10 protein-coding genes are annotated in these 18,388 nt (G+C 33.4%); 2 read left to right on the top strand and 8 right to left on the bottom strand.

What is annotated here, in order from left to right; all coding sequences use genetic code 11:
* Positions 1–82: 82 nt before the first annotated feature.
* The 3 genes from K5X82_18975 to K5X82_18965 form a co-directional block, all read right to left on the bottom strand.
* On the bottom strand, positions 83–2,026 hold the full coding sequence (locus K5X82_18975) for a heparinase II/III family protein (GenBank protein QZT37281.1): 1,944 nt from the start codon (positions 2,024–2,026) through the stop codon (positions 83–85).
* Positions 2,027–2,082: 56 nt separating this feature from the next.
* Positions 2,083–3,276 (bottom strand): glycoside hydrolase family 88 protein, encoded by a 1,194-nt coding sequence (locus K5X82_18970; GenBank protein ID QZT37280.1) that lies wholly within the window; start codon positions 3,274–3,276, stop codon positions 2,083–2,085.
* Between the two features lie 1,066 nt (positions 3,277–4,342).
* Positions 4,343–8,518 (bottom strand): T9SS type A sorting domain-containing protein, encoded by a 4,176-nt coding sequence (locus K5X82_18965; GenBank protein ID QZT37279.1) that lies wholly within the window; start codon positions 8,516–8,518, stop codon positions 4,343–4,345.
* A gap of 387 nt (positions 8,519–8,905) precedes the next feature.
* On the opposite strand from K5X82_18965, the gene K5X82_18960 reads away from it, so the two are divergent.
* A complete protein-coding gene (locus K5X82_18960; GenBank protein QZT37278.1) occupies positions 8,906–9,574 on the top strand; it encodes a YggS family pyridoxal phosphate-dependent enzyme in 669 nt (222 codons plus the stop codon).
* Positions 9,575–9,843: 269 nt separating this feature from the next.
* Positions 9,844–10,830: a dihydroorotate dehydrogenase-like protein gene (locus K5X82_18955; protein QZT37277.1), complete on the top strand. Its 987-nt coding sequence runs from the start codon at positions 9,844–9,846 to the stop codon at positions 10,828–10,830.
* Positions 10,831–10,876: 46 nt separating this feature from the next.
* On the opposite strand, the gene K5X82_18950 is transcribed toward K5X82_18955, so the two are convergent.
* The 5 genes from K5X82_18950 to K5X82_18930 form a co-directional block, all read right to left on the bottom strand.
* A complete protein-coding gene (locus K5X82_18950) occupies positions 10,877–13,042 on the bottom strand; it encodes a S46 family peptidase (protein ID QZT37276.1) in 2,166 nt (721 codons plus the stop codon).
* Positions 13,043–13,045: 3 nt separating this feature from the next.
* On the bottom strand, positions 13,046–13,777 hold the full coding sequence (locus tag K5X82_18945; GenBank protein QZT37275.1) for a class I SAM-dependent methyltransferase: 732 nt from the start codon (positions 13,775–13,777) through the stop codon (positions 13,046–13,048).
* A gap of 93 nt (positions 13,778–13,870) precedes the next feature.
* Positions 13,871–15,952, bottom strand: coding sequence for a tetratricopeptide repeat-containing sensor histidine kinase (locus K5X82_18940; GenBank protein QZT37274.1), 2,082 nt, complete (start codon positions 15,950–15,952; stop codon positions 13,871–13,873).
* 168 nt (positions 15,953–16,120) lie between these two features.
* The gene (locus tag K5X82_18935) at positions 16,121–16,804 is read right to left on the bottom strand and encodes a hypothetical protein (GenBank protein ID QZT37273.1); all 684 of its coding nucleotides are present in this window, start codon (positions 16,802–16,804) and stop codon (positions 16,121–16,123) included.
* Positions 16,805–16,939: 135 nt separating this feature from the next.
* On the bottom strand, positions 16,940–18,172 hold the full coding sequence (locus tag K5X82_18930; GenBank protein QZT37272.1) for a hypothetical protein: 1,233 nt from the start codon (positions 18,170–18,172) through the stop codon (positions 16,940–16,942).
* Between the last annotated feature and the right edge of the window lie 216 nt (positions 18,173–18,388).

Here is an 18,388-nt window from a genome sequence, read left to right as displayed (position 1 = left end):
GTAAAAGATCATTCATAAAACGATTTACCTAAACCCTTTAAATAAAAATCTAGACAAATGATTTTAAAAGAAATATGACGAATTATTTTAATCTTAAGATCTGATATTTCCCTTTTGAACGGTGGTTCGGATTTACATCTTTTGTTCTAATTTTAAACTTACCCTCTGAGACTTTCACCTCCACATCAGGGTGATCTTTCCCTTCATATGGATAAACTATCGTATAGAATTCCACTTGATCGGCATCTTGCTTGGACTGTAAAAATGCAATTCCTTTGCGATCAACTTCAGATCGATAAGAGTATGACACAGTTAAATCTTCTTCTACAACATGTAAATCTTTAGTTGGGGTAACATCCTGCACCATTACATTAATATCTCTATCATAATGAGTATTCAACAATCTCTTTGTTGCATCAACTGTTGATTCGCCCTCTTTCACTTGAAAACGAACCCTCGTTTCTCCTGTAATATTTCCAGTCAGTTTATCATACACCAAAAAGAATTTGTTGTCAACAAAATATATCTCACGATGATGCAATCCGTTGGAATAACTATGGTTATCAAACGAAATCACTTCGTAATTAATTCCTTTATCTATTTTCTTGTTAAATGCTCCTAATGAAATATTCTTATTATCTACGGTTAAAGTCTGATGCACATCAGTTCTTCGGTATGACTCTCTTTTTGCCTGAACTTTCGGTCCACCACTATAAACATAACATCCAGCATCCGGCATTAGTAAAACATTTTTGTACATTAACGAAAAAGTCCCATTATCTGGTTGACAATGAAAATGGCCCGAAGGACCTGCTTTCATAACCAATGCAATATCATCCTTATCCCAACCACTACGCATTGAAAAGAATCCACAATTCTTCATTAAAGTAGATCTAAATTCTGGCTCTACTCCCTCTTTCCCTCTAGTAGCAAAATATGCGATCACAGGGTTATTAGGGAACATGTGTTGCCATCTCTTGTATTTCTTACGCATTGATTTTTCATTCTCTCGCTTTGCATCACCAAACATCGGATAGGTAAGATCAGTCATTCCAATCTTTATGGTCGACATGATCATCTTTTCAATAGTTGGTTTATACTCCTTCGGAAACTCTGAAGCCAAACCACTAAGTTCTGCCATTCGTAAAGCTTTACGAAAAATCTCAATTGTAGCCACATGGTAATTTGGAGATAATTCATATTGGAATCCATCTTCAAAAATTTGTTTTTTTAACTCCTTTGCTAGAATTGAAATCCCTTCCTGTCTCCACTTCTCCGAATCTTTAAATTCTGGAAAATAACATCCAGCATAAATCATACGCTGTGCTTCAAATAGAAGATGATTTCCTTGTTCAGAATAATTTTGGCGTACATGATTTGCTTGCTTATAATACAGAGACAAATAGTCTAATAGAAAAGATGCATCAAATCTATCAGAACTTTTATAATACTCAAAAAGATTTGTACCATCCTGAACTCTTCGTGCCACCTCCAATGGTCGCCAAGAGTATCTATCTATATCAGAATCAACTCCTAATGGATTATCTTTTATCCAATCACGATATTGATATATCCACTCATCTACGATCTTCTCATCTTTTGTTGAATGATAGAGTTTAGCCATTGGAATCCACCAATACATTCTGTTCACCTGCCAACGTATTTCATTGTCTTTAACTGGCCAGTGTTTCCAATTAATTGTATCCCCATAATCAAGACATCCATAGCCATAATGAACAAAAAACTTGTGTTTCATTCCATTAAATGCTTTCATGCTATCACTAGAAGAAAAAGCATAAGGAGTTTCTCCATCAACAAAGTCAAGGTGATTAACAAACGACCGTTCTTTATAATACTTCGTCAAAAGACTAAGTGCAGCATCATAATCACCATTTTCAGTCGCTACCTTCACTTCGCTGAGTCCATCTCTTGATAGATCTAATTTTGATAATAATGCATTTGCTTTCTCTTGTGAATGGGCCGAGAAGAACCACAAACACAGTAACATTAATATTGAATATCTCATGTGGTCTATGTTGTAAGATTAAAAAGGCATGCTTTTACACATGCCTATGATATTTTTTATTTCTTTAGTGGCATATTTTTCAAATGAGCATACTTGATCATTGCTTCTAAATAGTAATAATCAGCATAATTGATTGGAACATCAATCTCAGAATCCTTGGGCAAAGCACCAACACTATGCTTCAACACAAATAGTTTGTTCGTTCCAGGTTTTGCCAAATATTTTTCTGTAGATAAACTCTTCAAAATATCTTCCGCATAATTGAAATATTCATCCCCATTATCAACTACCTGACTCAAATCTAATAAGGCTGTTGCAATAACAGCCGCAGCTGAGGCATCTCTTGGCGCTTCTGGAATGTTCGGTGCATCGAAATCCCAATATGCCACCTTATCTTTAGGCATACGTGGATGTGTCATAATAAATTTTGCAATATGTCTCGCCTGCTCAAGATATTTAGTGTCTTTTGTCTGACCATACATGTATGTATAACCGTACAATCCCCAACCTTGTCCTCTAGCCCATGCAGAATCATCCGAATATCCTTGATAAGTTCCTTTACTAATTACCTTTCCAGTAAGAGTGTCGTAACTTAATACATGATATGAGCTATAATCATCACGAAAATGGTTTGCCATTGTCTTGTTAGCATGGCTAATAGATATCTCCTTAAAACTTGCATCACCTCCATTATTAGACGCCCACATCAACATTTCGAGATTCATCATATTATCAACAATAACTGGATATTGCCACTCACCAAAATCCCATGAACGAATCGCTCCTACTTTAGAGTTAAAACGACTACATAATGATTTAGACCCTTGCATTATCACCTCTTTATATGAAGGATTTTGGGTCAAACGAAAACCATTTCCATATGAACAATATAACATAAAACCAAGATCATGTGTGTGTGTATAATTCTTCACTTCATCTAATGATTCGGTAAATTGAGCAGCCTTCTGTTTTAATTCAATATCCTGTGATGCCTCATATGCATACCATATAGTTCCGGGAAAGAAACCACATGTCCAATCTTTAGGACCAGCCAATCGAACTGAACCATCAGATTCTATAGAACGAGGGTTCTCTCCTGGTTTAAAATGATTAGCAGCCAACTTAACTTGCTCTACCGATATTTTCATTGCATCATAAAACCACTGATCTTTTGCCTCCTTCTGTTCTTGACACCCCCATACTAGTAGTAGCGTCAAAGCTCCCATAATTGACTTAGAAACTCTATTCATCTAAAATTCTTTATTTATTAAGTAATCATCGTTTTCAAAACACTACTCCAAAAATAGAATCAGTAATAGAATCACTTATGCACTATTCTACAGATAGCTTTCACGCCCCCTAAAATATAGTTCAAATATGTTGAATAAAATATCAATATAGTCAAACCAGCCATTTCAACAAAACAATGAAACATCTAGGTAACAATACCTTAACCACAAAACAACCAGATTTATCACCTCAAAATATCATAAGTTTATTTTTTTTAGATTTTCTCCACTTTACACTATCTCAGAGAACAAATAAAGATCAATATTACAAATTGATTTACTTTGGAGATATTAGTAGATCTCGATTTTACAATCTACTAAAAGAGTACTAGTTATAACAAGAACATGGGTTCAGTCTTAATCAAGAGTCTTGATTTTAAATGTGTTGCCCAATAAAACCATTGCTTTATCAGACATTCAAATTCCTCCATATTACGGATTTTGATAAATGAGATACATGGAAATAAAGAATACAAGAATCCGATTGTAATCGACTATGATGCAGATCTAGGCCTCTCCGTTCCTTGCAAGATCTTTATGAAACTTTGAATCAAGAAGATGCATCTACTTACAGAAGATAAAACGATATCTTAGATAGTGTTTACTCCGTAGTCTATTGATACTTTAAGGACACTTTGTTGATACTTGATTCATCTAAGATGTTAAATCGATGAATATGTTATTGTCATACGATGGATTTGGTGATACAAAAAGAGGTCTGAATCCATAAGAATATGTAGTCATCTTATTTTTATTAAATATTAAAACCTTGGTTCTAAAAACTTAATACTTCAGTATAAGATTGTCTGTTTATCGTAATTTGGTGGGTAATCATGTCGTATTGCATTTATGATGGGTCACTGAATTTTGGAAAGAGCCAAAAACGTATATCAACAATAATTTGATCAACCACTAGATTAAAATGATATTCCTAAAGCAGTCTATAATTATAAAGACTTAATCTTCAAAAATAAAAAACCTGTCTGTAATGACTACAGACAGGTTTTTACACTATAAAATTAAGCTATTATATTTTGACGATCTTTTGACATGATGATCGAACATTCATATCATCATAAATTTCTATTGTATATACACCATTACACAATGATGAAATATCAATAGTATTATTTAGAACATAATCATTCACAACTTTTACAACTGCACCAAGAATATCGTAGATAACCACTCTATTTTTGGCAGTGCTTTTTGATCCCGAAATACGGAATAACGAATTCGTTGGATTAGGGTACATTCTATATGAATTCATATTACTGTCACCTGTAGCCATTGCTATACCCACTTTTTCAAGTCTTATTTCAAGAGATTTAGCATCTATTGATCTAAATTGAAGAGATGTAAAGTTTGTTTTAGCATCATATCCATTCGAAACAACTCTTCCTGCAGCGTTACTGAGAAGATTCCATTCTCCTCGCAACTTAACACTTACCAATTGTTCTTGTGGATCATTCCAACGATCTCCATCTTTGATACTCCAAACTTGAGATAAATAACGATTCTTTGCAAGAAGTCCTAAATCAAGATGTGTAAGAGAAAAATCAACAAAGTTACCATCCTCTTTTACCATAGCCATAGCATCAGAATCAATACTTTCAATAACACCTTTCTTCGTTTTAACAATTCCAGCTTTAAAAAAACTGTATCCATATAAGTTCCTTTCTTTAGAATATACAATATGTGCATCTCCACTCTGCTCTAATACATTAAAGAAGTCTGATGGATTTGCAGCAATTTTGTCATTAAGAGTTTTTCCTTCTAAAGAGATGACATATACATATCCTGTACCTTTAGGTTGTGTTCCATGATCAATATAAACTTGTTCAAACTCCCCATGTGTATCTTTTTTATTTCGATCATCTCTAGAATTTTGTAATTCACGTCGAATTTGAACATGCTCCCCATTAGGAAAATAATATGCATTCCCTTTAGTGTCCTCTAATTTTAAAGGACTTTTAGTTGTAATACTTTCACTAAAAGCCAATCCACTATGACTCGTTGAATTTACAACTGTTGGCGCTGCAGTATTACTTAAGAAATTCTGTAGGACTGAAGTATGAACAGGATAAGCACTCAATGTTCCCTGTATATTACTACCCACACATACGACAAAATCACCAAAGAAAGTGTAAGATTTATTCGCTCTCATTGAAATAGACCCCGAGTTTAAAGTACGAACATCTTTAAATCTATAGCCATACATCCCAAATTCATTCAGTAAGGATACCCCTCCAGCAAAGTAATCAAAACAAAATCTTGCATATGGAAAACTTTTATTACGTTCAAGCAATTTCGCCAATGGCATCTTGTAACCTGTTACTCCTGGGATATGACTCCAATCATACCCATTCGAATTCCATCCAGAAGCAGAAGCGGAAGGAGCATTTATATTTGTATCATTAGTTCCAATGATCTCTAATGCTCCATGTGATTGATGATAACCATAGAAATTTTGTTCTCCATTACTCTCATAATCCCAAACATACTTATTAAATCCTTTTACAGATACTGTTTTATTATTATGCCGGTGAACTTGGAATGCTGCATATGGAAAAGTTCTATTACCTTTGGCATACATCAATGGAGCTAATTTTGTTGTACTGATAAAGCTATTTGCTTCAAGCCAGTTCCCGACTCCACCACTATAACCAATAGAGCATTTTACATTTCGGGCTCTTTGATCTTTTACATAATCTGTACTATTCCACAGATCTATAAAATGTCTTTGCAATTTTTCTTTCAGGCTTCCATTTGGAAGTGCTTTTGAGATAGATAGAATTGAAATGCTATTATTTAGTAAAGAACTTCTATTTGTCGGAAAACGTCCTGTCACCCCATTGGCAGTATCATATTTATTAGAATAGAAAGTATATGCCAACCAATAATTTGCCAAATTATCCAAAGCTGTTGCTCCCAATGAGTATGTTGTACCTGATAAATAGTTTGCCATCTCTGAAGCTTCTCTAACGGCATCTGCATTATATGCATTAGCCCAAAAACCATGGTGATGATATCCCGTATAATCATTCTTTATCATACCTCCCCATCCTGGAGATAACTGACACCCCTCATTAATGAGTTTCACCAAACCCTGCATATCTGAAACTCTTGTTTTTTTCTGAGATCCAGTCATCAATACTGTAAGAAGTTTATTTCGGTTGAAAGATCTCATCAAATCGGAATTTCTCGACTTCTTTCGATCTAAATCATTCCACCTAGAAAAAACAATTCCTCCATCTTTGTCGATTCGTTCAAGCAAATTCCATGAAGTCCAGTGACTACAAGTCGCAAGGACTTCAGACCAAAAGCCATCTTTAATTAACTCATCACGCATCAAAAAAGACGAATAGAAGTATCCAGATAAAGTCAAATAAATACCTCCTCCTCTAAACTCAGTATAACATTTATCATCAAAACTACGTGCATTAGCATATTTGAATAGTTGAATAATACCATCCCTTACAGTAGCATTATGATAGTAGGCATTTGTAGGATCATTAAGGTTATACGCAATCGACAGAGGAAACAAAACTTCGGTAATCATTCCTCTAAGATGTCCCCTATCTATATCATCTTGATCTCCTTTTTGAAGTTTTAACACATACGGATCCAAACCAGGGATGATCTGATAATTTCCAACCTTAGCTAATGCTGTTTTTGCTCTATCAGTTGTGTATTTGACATGCTTATTCACCCAAGTCTCTGACAGCGCACTTCCTACACCAGTCAGTGTATACAATACTTTATTACTGATTTCATCTATATCATCCATTGCCATTACCTTACGGCTTGCCATATTGGTAGTAACACCCGTGGCACTACGTACAGTGTAATAAATACGCTTATTCACTAAATAATTAAACCCTAAAGTCTTCAGTTCTCCACCTCGTTTAATTAACCCTGCATTTACAACTCCATGTGCTGCAACTATTGCTGCTGATGTTTTATATTCAGCTTTATTATCAATATCGTCACTAAGTACATAATAAAGATCACCTGCAAGGTTTGATTCAATATAATAATCTAATGTGTTAGGATCTCTACGAGTTAATTGATTCATCTTAACCACTAAATCTAACACTTTTTCGTTCGACCTCACATCAGGTGATGCATTTGAATCTGCATCAATCGCTTTTAAAACGACATAAGTTGTTTCTCCCTGTGTTAACCCAGCAATCGTAACATTTCTATGAATTGATGAAAATGCATAGTCTATTTTTTGCGTATTTACTTTAACTCCATTTTGAAAAACGTCTAAAGTTACCTCTGCATCTTCATCACAAGTGAAATCAACCTCTATTGAATTAGATGAAGTTACCTCATAACTATTGATTGTTAATGTTGGAGCAACAACGTCATTATAATCTACTCTTTTAACCCCATCATCTCCTGAAATTAATAAATAATCATCCATTGCAACGACTCCATAGACCCCTGATTTACTCGTACCTATAGCTTCAACAAATGCCGAGTAATTCACAGGAATTCCAAACTCATAAAGTCCATGCCCAAGACCTACAGAAGATTGTGCCACAATCATCAACATATTCTTAAATGGGGCCATCTGATGCGACTTATGGTACATTGCTGAATTACGATAATTCTGATTATCAAGAACCTTTGATCCAGCAATACCATCTACCTTAAAGACACCTCTATTACGATCAATAAAATATAGTTCGTTGTTTATTTCACAAAAATCTTTTATACTTGATAAAAGGTCAGATGATGAAGTCATTCCATCAATTGTATTTATACGAGCTCCTGCTTGATAAACTTCAATTCCTTTCCCGCCAACCCATAGAGTACCATCTGATCTTAAAATACAGGCATAAGGACTATCTACGGTTACATTAACCTCTCGTTGCTTTATTCCAGCATTGTCAAAAACAACAACCTTCTTGTTCCCTTTATCAACACAAAATATCTCTCCTGCAGTTGATACAAAGATATCAGTTAACTGAACTCCAGGACTAAAAGAAGAAGTTGGGATAAAGTTCGTAGTGGTTCCCCCTGCATAATCGACTTTAACCACCTGATTAGTCCCTAAAAGTGCAATCACCTCATCATTTAAACGAGCCATGGATCTCAAATTTGAGATCTTTTTACTACCAACAGTTGTCCAATTCTGAGCACTACAGACCCCAGTAATAAACAACAGTAGAATTAATAAATAATTTTTCATAGATTGATTTTAATAAAATGCATACCCTTAAACGATTTATACTCTAGCATAAAAATTTAGAGTAAAAGTTGTTGTAATATTTACATCTTTAATGTGAACATTAAGAATTGCATCGAAGATAATAGAGTAATTATCTATTCTTGACAATAATTGTTTTTTAGCATTTCAATTATGTTGAATACTAAAAGACAAATGTAGAATAGACATCAAAACTTTGTCTTTAAAAGCTAAAATTTAAATATTTTTTACAAGATATCCTTATATATCAACTTTTTACAACACCAAACATCATCATGTAAGTATCTGAAAAAAAGCATTAATTGAAGTTATTTTAATGATTAATTGTAACTTTGAAGGGCAAGAGAACAATACATTCTGAAACAAACTATGAGTATAAAACAGAATATTTCAACAGTAATCGAACTATTACCAAAGCATGTAACCTTGGTAGCTGTTTCAAAGACAAAACCAATAGAACTACTTGAAGAAGCATATAATGAAGGAGTTCGAGTTTTTGGAGAAAATAAAGTCCAAGAATTATGTCACAAACAAGAAATTCTCTCTAAAGATATTCAATGGCATATGATTGGTCACCTTCAAACAAATAAAGTCAAATACATCGCACCTTTTGTATCACTGATTCATTCCGTTGATAGCATTAAGCTTCTCCAGACCATCAACAAGGAAGCACTAAAGAATGATCGAGTAATTGATGTACTTCTTCAGATGCATATAGCTGAAGAAGACACCAAATTTGGCATGTCGATTTTTGAAGTTGAAGACATGTTGAACTCCCAAATTTTTCTAAAGCTACAAAACGTTAGAATCGTTGGATTAATGGGGATGGCAACAAATACAGATTCGGATATAGATATTAAAAACGAATTTATTTCCTTAAGACGTTTTTTTGAAACATTACAAAGAACATTCTTCAAAGAAAAAGGTTACTTTAATACCTTATCAATGGGAATGTCCTCTGACTACCAATTAGCGATAGAATGTGGTAGTACAATGGTACGAATTGGGAGTACGCTTTTTGGAAAACGAAGTAACTAACAACCTATATTATGAATAAAGCTCTCTAAATTGCAATCACAGTATTGATACTTTAAGAAATAGAACACAAATATGAATCTAGTTGGTTCTATTAATGAAGCATAAAAGAGAGAAGAAACAATGAGGAACTGTTATATTACTTCTATTTTTGAGATAATAAATATACAGGTTTAGATATAGACAGAATATATTAATAGTGATTACCTCAAGAATAATATTGGTAAAAAGGTATAACAAATCAATATCAGAAATAATTTAAACGATAAGATATGGCAAAACTATCATGTAGTTATATGGGACTAGATTTAAAAAGCCCATTTGTTGTTGCAAGTTCAGGATTAACACAATCGATTGATAAGATTAAAGAGTTTGAAACGAACGGAGCTTCTGCGGTGATTATTAAGTCCCTTTTTGAAGAACAGATACGAAATGAAGCATACCACATAAGTCAAAAAGAGGCACATAATACGTCCTACCCTGAGGCGATAGAGTATATACAGGAATATACTCGTAAGAACTCATTAGAGAAACATTTAAATATTATTTCAGAGGCAAAAAAAGCGGTAAATATACCTGTCATTGCAAGCCTAAGTTGTATTAGCAACAAAGAGTGGGAAGATATTGCGAAAAAAGTTGAAAGTGCTGGAGCTGATGCTATTGAAATCAATGCTTTTATTATTCCTACCAGTAGAACTGAAACATCCGAAGAGATTGAACAGAAATATATTGATATCTTAAAAACAGTAAAAGCTGCAACGAATTTACCTATTGGGATGAAGATTGGTTCACACTATACAAATATCGTTAGAATGGTGGATCAATTAAAAGCCTATGGTGCAGCTTCTGTAACCCTATTCAATAGATTCTACGAACCGGATATTGATATTGAAACGCTACAAATTACTTCGAGTGAGATATTCAGTAGTTCATCTGATCTACGTCGTTCATTAAGATGGGTTGGTATTGTGTCCGGACATGTAGAAGGTATTGACATAGCTGCATCTACAGGGATTCATAACGGAGAAGATGTAATTAAACAATTACTTGCTGGAGCTACAGTTACTCAGCTATGTTCATCGCTATACATAAATGGAGCGGAACATATCCAAACTATTGAACAAAGTTTATTAAAATGGATGGATAAATGGAACTTTAATAATTTAAACGAGTTCAGAGGTCGACTGTCAAACAATCCTTCAATGGATCAACAAATGTTTGAGAGAGCACAGTTTATGAAGTACTTTTCAGAGCATTAATATTTAAAACGAGGGGCTATCTTTTAATATAAGATAGCCTCTCATTTTATTGAACAATTTCCAATTCATCAATAAGGTTGGGAGCATTGGAAAATTTATCGATTAAAAATAAAACATAACGAATATCCAAAATTATATTACGACAATATTGAGGGTCAAACATTAGATCGCTCATAGTGCCATCCCAACAACGATCAAAATTTACCCCAATTAAATAACCATCTCTATTTAAAACAGGGCTTCCCGAATTACCACCAGTGGTATGGTTTGATGCACAGAATGCTACAGGTACTTGTCCTTCTTCATTAATATAATTTCCAAAATCCTTTGACTTATATAAGTCAATTAGTTTTTGGGGTACAGTATAATCCATGATATCAGTTTGACTCTTTTCAAAAATTCCTTTTAAAGAGGTAAAAGGCCTATAGATCACACCATCTTTAGGCGAATACCCTTCGATAGAACCATAAGATACACGCATCGTAAGATTTGCATCAACTTTGAATCTTGTTCTACCATTCATCTCTTTAAGAGCCTTCACATAGGACTTTTGATTGGCCTCAATCTGTTCATTAATATATTGATATTTGAAAAATGAGGTAAACACATAAGTTTGATCCATTTCATACTTAAGTTTAAATATAGGATCCTTTGTTAATTTACTCCTTTCAGATCTACTATAATTTACCACAAAATCTTTTACGGACTCTTTATCTAGCAAGAATGATTTATTGTAAACCTTCTTGACGAAATACTTGTCATTCAACTTATCTCGAATTTTGTACAATGATTTACCATAAAATTCAGGAGCTACAGAATCAATATACAAACTCAAAAGTTGCATCATAACTTCAGCATCAACGACAGGGTTATAATCATTATAGAACTTATCAATTTTATTTAATAAGGAAGTCTGATCAACTAAAATCCCTTTATCTTTATCATGAATAAAACTATTCAATATCGTACTTAACTGGAATAAATCTGCCCCTCTCTCCACTACCTCTTGATAGTAGATGTGACGCTCATTGTAAATAGCGAACTGAGCATATAATGAGTCAAAACGCGGCAATATAGAACCATATGACTTTTTTCTTTCAGGTTCAGAATCTACCCATAATTGAAATTTTTTCTCGGCATCCTTTTTACGCTCAATAGCATGAAACCTTGATAACCCTAAAATTGCACCCTTCCATTTCTTCCATCCATTAGCAGTTCTCGCATATTTTGAAGCATATTGGATTTCAATTTTTGGATCTTTATCCATGAAATTCTTCCATGTTGACAGTTTTATATCTCGAATATTGATTCGAGTAGGAAAAGACGTTGTTTGATACATATTAATTGCTGGAGAAGGAAGATATAGCTGGGTTTTACCTGGATAACCAATCACCATAGTTGGCTCACCCTTCTCTAGCTTACCTAACTTGATCTTCAAGAAAGTTTTTGTTTTCAACGGAATATTATCATCAGAGTACTCACTGGGAGAACCATCGGTATTGGCATAAATTCGAAACATAGAGAAGTCTCCAGTATGCCTTGGCCATACCCAATTATCGGTATCACCACCAAACTTTCCAATAGTAGAAGGTGGAGCACCAACCAACCTTATATCTTTATAAACTTTATAAACATACAAGAAATATTGATTACCATATAAAATTGGTTTTACCACCGCTTCTGTAAATAAGTCCGTCTCAAGCTCCTGTGTTAAAGAAAGAATGCGCTCCTGTATTTTCTCTTTTTGTTGAGCCTTAGACAAGGACTCAAGATTAGATGTTATTTTATCTGTAACCTCTTCCATTCGCTCTAAGAATCTCACCTTTAAAGAAGGAGAATATAACTCTTCAGATCGACTTTTGGCCCAAAAGCCACTCTTGAGTAAATTATTTTCCACACTACTTAATGATTGTATTGAAGAATAACCACAATGATGATTGGTTAAAACCAGCCCCTCTGAAGAAATCACTTCTCCTGTACAACCACCACCAAAAAGTACTACCGCATCTTTCAAACTAGCATGGTTTACACTATATACATCATCTGCTGATAAACGAAAACCAAGTCGTTGCAGATCATCCATATTATATTTTTTCAATAAAGTAGGAATCCACATTCCTTCATCTGCTACCGACATGAAAGTCGTGGATAGAATTACCAATCCAACAAGTATCGCTCTTCTTAAACGAAATAACCAATCGTAGTTCATCATTGCCTATCTTTTTCGTCTTAGTTTAACTAAATAGTCATAATGATCGCCCTCTTCATACTTTTCAATAGAAAAACCTTCATCAGCAACAATCTCTCTCATACTATCAGGATCAAGAAATAGCCAGTCAAAATGACCTCCTGCAACATCTTTAAATTTCATTTGATAATTTACAACACCATAATATTTGTTACTATTAATATCAATAAATGCTTCTCCTTCTTCGTCCATAAATAGATAGATCAAATCAGAAGAATCAAATATAATACAACCATCTACAGAGATAAGTTTTTTTGCTTGACTTAATAGTTTCTTAAACCCATCTAAAGAGCCTGAAATTCCAACACCATTCATAAGAAGTAATAGTGTATCAAAAGTTTCGGAAGGTTGATATTGAAAAAAATCCTGATTCTCTACAGAAATAACACCTCTTTTCTTTGCAATCAGGCACGCTTCATATGAGCTATCTAATGCTGTCACTTCGTATCCTTTCTGTTGTAACAACAAAGAGTGACTTCCAACGCAAGCGCCAATATCTAATATACGACCTTCACACCATCTCAGTGCTTTTCTCTCAAGTTTAGGCATTATTGACTCATTACGAAAAAAATAGGATGCATCCATCTTCTCGTCTTCAGCTATATCTGAAATTACATCAATTAATGTAGGGCAATTATTATCCCAATAATGTTTTACTGCAACACCAATAGGATCTTGTTTAGTTGGAATAAATGTCATTTTATCTTTCTAATTTTTTTTTGATCATTAGAGTTCACAAAGTAAATAGAAATAATAAAAAAACTATCGAAAATATAGAGGAATAGAGTCGTTTTATTTATCTTTTTTCTTGTTTTTAGGAAGTTTAAGCATAACAGTGGTACCTTTATTTCGATCACTCTCTAACAAGATGTCTCCACCGAGAATTGTCATAAAAGATTTACACACACGTAATCCTAGACCAGTACCTTTTTCTCCTTTAGTACCATGATGTACAACGGGAATATCATTACGAAATAGAGTAAATTGTTCTTTTTTATCAATTCCCACGCCATAATCTTTTATCGAAAGTGTAATAAAGTTATAACTCTCAGAAGAGACATATACTTGAACTTTACTTTTAGGATGTGAATACTTCAAAGCATTACGCATCACATTAATCAACACTTTATTAAAGATTCGATCATCAATATATACTTCAATATTTTCATCAATATTAAAATAAAAACGAACACTCTTCTCTTTTATCTCAGATACCAATTCACAATAAGCATCATCAACAATCTCTTCAAGATACTTTATTTTTGGAGTTGCTTTAATTTGTCCATTACGAACACGAGACCATGATAATAAGTTTGTCAATAACCTTTCTAAATTATTCACCTGTGTAAACACACTAATTAAATGAGGTTTCAAATCCTCTTTTGACATCCCATCATAATCTTCAATAATCATCTGGTTTACACCTATGATTGATGTCAAAGGACTTCTTAAATCATGAGTAATAATCGAAAATACATTATCATTCTCTTTCTTGCTCTTCTCCAACTCTTTCTTTGATTGATAAAGCGCGGTATTAGTATCAATATATTTATGATTAAGCTCTTCTAACTGCCTATTCTGGTGCAGAATCTGATCATTCTTTATTAACAATTCATCCGTATGTTTAATTTTAAGAATATATCGACGGATAATAACAATAAAAACGACCAAGAAAGCACATATAAGGAAGAAGAAAATATCTCTCTCCATAGATTTTTGTCGGAGCACAAGTTCTTTTTCTCTTTTCTCCACTCGTAACTCTAGATTTCGTTGAAGCACCTTTTGTTTATCGTAAGTGGCCTCAAATTTCTTGATATACTCTTGCTTCTTTATGTGGTAACGATTCTCTGTGAGTTGTCGATATTTCTTACTGTAATTTAAAGCCTGTCTCAAATTCCCTAACTGTTCGGATATATCAACCATAATATCGTAATAAGTCTCAAGTAACACTAAGTAATTATTCTTCTTTGCAATAAAAAACACTTTATCGGCATAACGCTTTGCCTCTCTCCACAATTTCATATCCTTATAGACAATTGCCATAGTACAAGCAACACTAGCTTCCCCCATTGGATTATCTAATTGTTCAAAAAGGGTGTAGGATTTTTTTGCTGAGATAAGTGCATTCTTATAGTCCTTTGCAAAGTTGTATTCTAAAGCCATATTATTATAGACAGAAGCAACATAATATTTCCGATCTTTTGACTCATATAATTCTATAGCCTTAAGGTAACTATCGATAGATTCTTTATGATGTTTCTTTTTCCCTTTTATTCTCCCCATGGAATTATAAAGAGAAGCATCAAACATCACCATATCACGTTCTGAACATTGGATTGTTAATGCATCCTTTGTAAAGTTCTCTGCTGAATCAAAATCTTCAAGCATCATATAATTCAAAGAAATCTCTTGTATGACAACTTTTAAATTATACGTATTCTCCTTCTTCCCTTTGTAGTATTCATAACATTTACTTAAATGTTCTATGGATGACTCATATTGTGTGTTATACAACTCACACACTCCTAAATCTTCCATCAATTCATAATAAATATTTATAGAATCTTTTATTGCGTCATTGTCAAAAGCTGATAAAAGAAAGTCTAGAGATTGTTTATATTCAGCATTTCTATAATATAAACGTCCCATCATCCAATCAAAATAGAACTTATCCAGTTTCGTATTAAAAGGATATTGCTTATTATATTCTAATAAACCACTGATACAAGAGTCTGTACTATTAAGGATTTGCTGTTCAGTTATTGAAGTAGGATTAATAGGAATTGTATGGCTATAGACATTCGTCCAACCACAACAAACCAATAGGCAACATGCAAGTACCTGACACACTCGAACTCCAATATTCTTAATCATAAGCAACTGTGTAAACTTAAACAAAGTTAATACAATTAGAACTCAGAACATGTTGTTTTTAGGTTTATTTTATCATTTTTTCTTAATTTATGATGGCACAAAACAAAAGAGGCAACCATTAAACGAATGTTCACCCCTTTTTGCATAATAATCGTAAAAATTAACTTTTTACAATGCTTTTAATATCTTATCTGCGTAGAAATACCCCTTTCCTAACACTGTTCTTTTATCACCCTCAACAAGTAGTAAGGTCGGATAAGAGTTAGAGTAACTCGAGCTAATCTCAAATTCTGTTTGGACTTGCTGATCGACCTCCTTCGAACTCCACATTTCAATAAAAGCATTATGATCGATACCCATAGAATCCACAATTTCTAGATATCCATCCAAATGATCCGATCGCATCGCTTTTTCAAAGATCCCACGCTGAACGTTCTCTTTAAATTTCCAAAACTCTTTTGATGCAATTTTTTTAACAATCCACAGTGCTTTAGATGGTTCAAAACTAGAGAATCGATATGTAGTATCTGTCAGGCTCTTATAATAGTCCGAAGAAAACCTCTCTTTGGTCTTTATTACAATACTTGGAGTATGTTTTCTCAATAAGTTATAAAACTCAGGACCACCATGGGGTACATCCTTTCCCGTCCACATTCCTCCACAATAAACTTCAATAGGAAATGTTCCATCTACTTCTTGTTGAATCTTATTTATTGTCTTTATATTACCATAACACCAAGCACACATTGGATCCATAATATAAATCATTTTTTTTTCACTCTTCTGGGCAAATGCTATTGAGCTTACAAATAGTAATAATACAAAAATCTTCAGTGTTGTTTTACTTATCATTGTTGCTTTTTTATGATTAATCATATTTTCACAAAGATGTAATTTCTATTTTAATTATTCATAAATAAAATACTCTTTTATCTTCTAAATAAGCCGTAAACAATCATAATTTAACAATGTCAGATACACCTTTTATTACGAAAAAAACATATAGGAAATAAATATTGCAGCTACAATTCCAATAAAATCACAAAATAAACCATAAGGCAGTGCATACCGACTATTTTTAATCCCAACAGATCCAAAGTAAACAGCAATAATATAAAAAGTAGTATCTGTGGCACCCTGAAAAACAGACGAAAGTCTTCCTGCAAATGAATCAGCACCATAATGATCCATACATTCAACCATCATACCTCTAGCCCCACTACCAGATAGTGGTTTCATTAATGCAGTTGGTAATGCATCAACAAATCGATCATCATAACCTCCCAATAAAACCAACTCTTTGATTCCATTTAAACATAAATCTAAAACTCCAGAAGCTCTAAAAACCCCTACTGCAACGAGTATTGCTATTAGATATGGAATAATCGTTACTGCGGTTTTAAAACCATCTTTTGCACCTTCAATAAAAACATTATAGACATGAATTTTTTTTCTTGCACCATTCAACAAGAACAGAATAATAATAGTGAACAAGATAAGATTCGCTATCAATGAAGAGTAAGAAGCCATCATTTCTGTCGGCACCTGCATAAAACCATAAACGATAAAAGCAACTACAACAATACTACCCAAAAGAGCTGTAAGAAGAACTGGATCTTTAAAATTTATCTTCTGTTTCCAACCAGTAATAATTACACCAGCCAAAGTCGAACAAAATGTAGATAAAAGAATCGGAATAAAAACATCTGCAGGGTGCACTGCTCCAGCTTGTGCTCGATAAACTAAAATTGAAATTGGGATAAGAGTAAGACCAGAAGTATTCAACACCAAAAACATGATTTGACTATTGCTCGCAATATCCTTATTTTTATTTTCAACCTGCATTTGCTTCATTGCTCTCAAACCCAATGGTGTTGCAGCATTATCTAAACCAAGCATATTGGCCGATAGATTCATCATAATTGTACCGTAAACAGGATGATTCTCACCAAGTTCAGGAAACAGTCGACTAAATACAGGAGAAAAGATTCTAGATAACGATCGAATTATACCACTTGATTCACCAATTTTCATAATCCCCATCCATAATGACAAAATTCCAGTAAGTCCCAATGAAACCTCGAAACCAGTCTTTGCCATGAGAAACAAAGCGTCTATCATTTCATTAAAAATTTGATAATCTCCATAAACGAGAAGTTGTATGCATCCCCATAAAAAAGCAATTATAAAAAAAAGAATCCATATGTAGTTTAGTGCCATGGTTTACGCTTTAATGATTCATTGGATAGATATCTCTCTACAAGTTACAAATTAATTATTTGTAAAAACTAAATGGATTAAATTAAACCATTAAATTCATGTTAGTTTTTTTCATCTTTGTAAGAAGAATTCATTTATTGAAGGAAGATGTAACAGGTGTTAAGTTTTACCAATGGCTTAGAATTTGTATCTTTCTTTCTCATGAAACAGAAAAAC

The organism is Prolixibacteraceae bacterium, from assembly GCA_019856515.1.
Classification (GTDB): Bacteria; Bacteroidota; Bacteroidia; order Bacteroidales; family Prolixibacteraceae; genus Halosquirtibacter; species Halosquirtibacter xylanolyticus.
This window is presented reverse-complemented; position numbering and strand designations above follow the sequence as displayed.